This is a genomic window from Lactobacillus sp. UMNPBX15, assembly GCF_002553785.1.
GTDB classification, from domain to species: domain Bacteria; phylum Bacillota; class Bacilli; order Lactobacillales; family Lactobacillaceae; genus Lactobacillus; species Lactobacillus crispatus.
In genome coordinates, this window is record NZ_PCYV01000060.1 from 1 (window position 1) to 3,300 (window position 3,300).

Here is a 3,300-nt window from a genome sequence, read left to right on the forward strand (position 1 = left end):
CAAACTAAAAAGACAATCAACACAGATTTAATTTATATAATACGAGGAGGTGAAATCATGAAAAGAATGAGCAGCTTAGCCTATCATTTTGGCGTTAAGCTTCGCTTTTATCCTAGTTCTAAGCAAAAGAAAATCATTAAGTTGAACTATGATGCGCAACGCTTTGTCTACAACTCTTATGTAGGACGCAATCGAAGCAATTATCATGCTAAGCACTATTTAGCTGTTAGACAATATCAAGCAATGCCTTTTGCCTTTTCTACTCTTAATAGCTATGAAGCCCAACTGGCAGAAAAAGTAGTCGCCAATAACGAGTTATTGGCTAAGCCAAGGAATATCCGCGATACTTATAGCTTTTTACGCGTTAAAGAAATTGATAGCCTCGCTATTGCCAACGCTATTCAGAACTACCAGAAAGCTTGGAGCAACTATCGCAAGATTGGTCATGGAATCCCAACTTTCCATAAAAAACGCAGCGACTGGTCATATCAGACCAACTGTCAATATCCTAAGCAAAAAGAAGCTTTTCTTGATAACGGGACAGCTAGATTTATTGATGCTAAGCATATTAAACTGCCTAAACTGGGTATCGTCCGCATTGCTGGTTTTAGAAGGCTAATCAAAGAGCGTTTGCTTAACCACATCCCAACTAGAATTGGCACAGTCACGATTAAAAAGACCGCTGACGAGCAATTCTACTTATCAATGCAATTAGGCAGCGATATTGCCTTTGTTAAAGCCTTGCCTAAGACGCAAAGTCAAATTGGCATTGACCTTAACCTTGATAATTTCTTAACAGCATCTAACGGAGCAATGGTTGCTAATCCACGATTTTATTGCAAAACCAAAAAGAAGCTTGCCCATGCCCAACGCGTCTTGTCTCGCAGACAGCGCAGGGCTAAAAAAGAAGGACGCAATTTGCGGCTAGCAAAAAACTATCAAAAACAGCGCTTGATAGTAGCTAAACTGCATGATAAGATTCGCAGACAGCGTGCAAACTTTTTACAAGTACTGTCAACTGCACTAATCAAAAACCACGATTTAGTAGTTGCCGAGGAACTAAGAAGCAGAAATCTGTTAAAGAATCATGCCCTGTCTCAAGCCATTTCTGATGTTGGCTGGCGTAGTTTCCTGAACATGCTGGCTTATAAGGCAGATCTATATGGCAAAGAATTTCTAACAATTGATCCTAACTACACCACCCAAAGATGCCATCAATGTGGCAGTATTATGGGCCAAAACGGTTATAAGAAACTAACGCTTAAAGATCGGGAATGGACGTGCCCAATCTGTCGAACGCACCATATTCGCGATTGGAATGCGGCAGTGAATATTCTAGAAAAAGGATTAGGCAAGCGGCAGAATCCTAAAATAAAAAAAGCAGCCTAGAAAGGCTGCAGTCCGCTAGCAACTCACGGACTTAAAAGGCTTTGGTAATTAGACGACCTCTATCGGCAATAGTCAAAAGATTACTGCTGGTAAGTCAAGTCCGTATCTAAGCAAGTTGGTGTTCTGGTTAGCGTAAGCTAACGAGCCACTAAGCCCTAGACTTCAGTCTAGGGTAGTTGACGAGCGGTGGTCGATATTATAAAAACGTTGAAAACGTCGCCCTATAACTCGCCAAAGTTATTACATTGAGCGGCGTTTTTATTTTTTGTCGTGATGATGGTCGATGTAAGTTAGCAGAGCTAACACAAACGTACCGAACAAAAGCATCAAAGAAATACTCTCGTAAACCGACATGGTTGAACCCTTTCTGCAGTATATTGACCATAGGCCTCACCTCCGGGAGGAAAAACAACCGTCGCTCATAAAACTTTCTGCGAAAATAATTGTACAGAAATTTTGTTTGCGAAAAAAGACGAACAAGTAAAAAAGCTTGCGATTTGCGGGCTTTTCTTGTATCTAAGGTTCTTTAAACTGATTAATATCAACGCCTTCAAGTTTAAGCAACTGAATTTTCTTATCAATTCCACCGCCATAACCAGTTAAATTGTGATTAACACCAACAACGCGATGGCAAGGGATGATGATACAAATATGATTTCTGCCAATAGCACCACCAGTTGCCCGAATAGGTAAGTGGTCCTTATCTTTTGCAGCCTGTACGGCAATGTCTTTATAAGTAGTTGTCATCCCGTAAGGAATTTTTAGTAATGCTTGCCAGACTCTTTTTTGAAAATCAGTACCGATCAAATGTAATTGAGGAGTAAAATCTGGTTCTTTGCCTTGAAAATAGATATCTAACCACTTTTTAGCAGAAGCTAAATATTTATTTCCTCCTTCTGAATATTCTTTATCAAGATTGTCACCGTAGTAGCGATCAGTATCTAGCCATAAACCAATAAGTCCTTGTTCATCACTAGCGAGCAATATTTTGCCAATAGGTGAATTATAGTAAGAAACTGTTTGCATGTTTTTTCTCCTATGATAAAAATAAGATGCTACCATCGATTATGATTGGTAGCATCTTATTAATCTAATTTATTTTCTTAGCTTGTGCACCTTATGGGCTAGCACCATTTCTTTATTGCGATCTTCATAGATCATATCCTTGATGTAATTCCATGGGATTAACAAAGGCGTTTTGCTATTTTTACGGAAAATGAAGTCTGCGTGTCGTCTTTCCAAGTGACGCAAATATCTTTTAGCATTTTGAATCTTAGTATGGTGTTCCAAATGCAATCGTGGTTCGAAATCGACGATTTTGTGTTCAGCGTTGAAAATAGGTCTAACTTTATGGTGCCAGTTCTCAGCACTAGAGATATGATCGCTGACCTTTTTTCCGGCTTCTACGATATTCTCTTTGGTTGCTGGACTTTTCTGATCCTTAAACTCCGCATGTGGATCTAGATAGTAGTTGCCCAAACCATCTTGACGATAAAGTCGTATTTTCTTGAATGTCTTATTTTTCTTGTCCATTCTTACTTCGATAACGTCACCATTTTTGTGATTCATTAAATACATGTGATGTTTTCTAGTGTAATTTGCACTCTTCATGATCAGAAATCTCACCTCTACATTAATTATTCTGAAACGATATTATACCAGTATTTTAACTATATTTTTGCTTTACGAGTATAAAAGTTTATAATTTTTAAAAAGAAATTTCAATTCTTGAGAATTAGAGAAGGAAAAAATCCTAATGAAGAAACTTAATATATTTTATTATGCTACCATTTGGAGTTTCAACAAGTTTAAAAAATATATGTGTAATTGTGTTTCTTAAGTGTTATAAAGTGTGTTATAATCTCGCTACAAGGTGGTGAGATTTTTTATGTCTAGAATTATGTATTTAAA

The 3,300-nt window shown here is 37.7% G+C and carries 4 protein-coding genes; 1 reads left to right on the forward strand and 3 read right to left on the reverse strand.

The window, feature by feature from the left end; translation table 11 throughout:
• Nucleotides 1-57 precede the first annotated feature (57 nt).
• Nucleotides 58-1,389: an RNA-guided endonuclease TnpB family protein gene (locus CP366_RS10180; protein WP_098043588.1), complete on the forward strand. Its 1,332-nt coding sequence runs from the start codon at nucleotides 58-60 to the stop codon at nucleotides 1,387-1,389.
• A 258-nt stretch (nucleotides 1,390-1,647) separates the two neighbouring features.
• Here the strand turns inward: CP366_RS10180 and CP366_RS10185 are convergent, their stop codons facing one another.
• The 3 genes from CP366_RS10185 to CP366_RS10195 all read right to left on the reverse strand — a co-directional run bounded on the left by CP366_RS10185 (nucleotide 1,648) and on the right by CP366_RS10195 (nucleotide 3,000).
• Nucleotides 1,648-1,743: a putative holin-like toxin gene (locus CP366_RS10185; RefSeq protein WP_080514199.1), complete on the reverse strand. Its 96-nt coding sequence runs from the start codon at nucleotides 1,741-1,743 to the stop codon at nucleotides 1,648-1,650.
• 162 nt (nucleotides 1,744-1,905) lie between these two features.
• Nucleotides 1,906-2,415 carry a methylated-DNA--[protein]-cysteine S-methyltransferase gene (locus CP366_RS10190; protein WP_089146175.1) on the reverse strand — a complete coding sequence of 170 codons (510 nt, stop codon included), beginning with the start codon at nucleotides 2,413-2,415 and terminating at the stop codon, nucleotides 1,906-1,908.
• A gap of 69 nt (nucleotides 2,416-2,484) precedes the next feature.
• The gene (locus tag CP366_RS10195) at nucleotides 2,485-3,000 is read right to left on the reverse strand and encodes a hypothetical protein (protein ID WP_005718512.1); all 516 of its coding nucleotides are present in this window, start codon (nucleotides 2,998-3,000) and stop codon (nucleotides 2,485-2,487) included.
• Nucleotides 3,001-3,300 lie beyond the last annotated feature (300 nt).

What these genes read in the sequence shown, in the direction of transcription:
- CP366_RS10190 (WP_089146175.1), bottom strand. Translation starts at nt 2,415, where the DNA reads ATGCAAACAGTTTCTTACTATAATTCACCTATTGGCAAAATATTGCTC.
- CP366_RS10195 (WP_005718512.1), bottom strand. Translation starts at nt 3,000, where the DNA reads ATGAAGAGTGCAAATTACACTAGAAAACATCACATGTATTTAATGAAT.
- CP366_RS10185 (WP_080514199.1), bottom strand. Translation starts at nt 1,743, where the DNA reads ATGTCGGTTTACGAGAGTATTTCTTTGATGCTTTTGTTCGGTACGTTT.
- CP366_RS10180 (WP_098043588.1), top strand. Translation starts at nt 58, where the DNA reads ATGAAAAGAATGAGCAGCTTAGCCTATCATTTTGGCGTTAAGCTTCGC.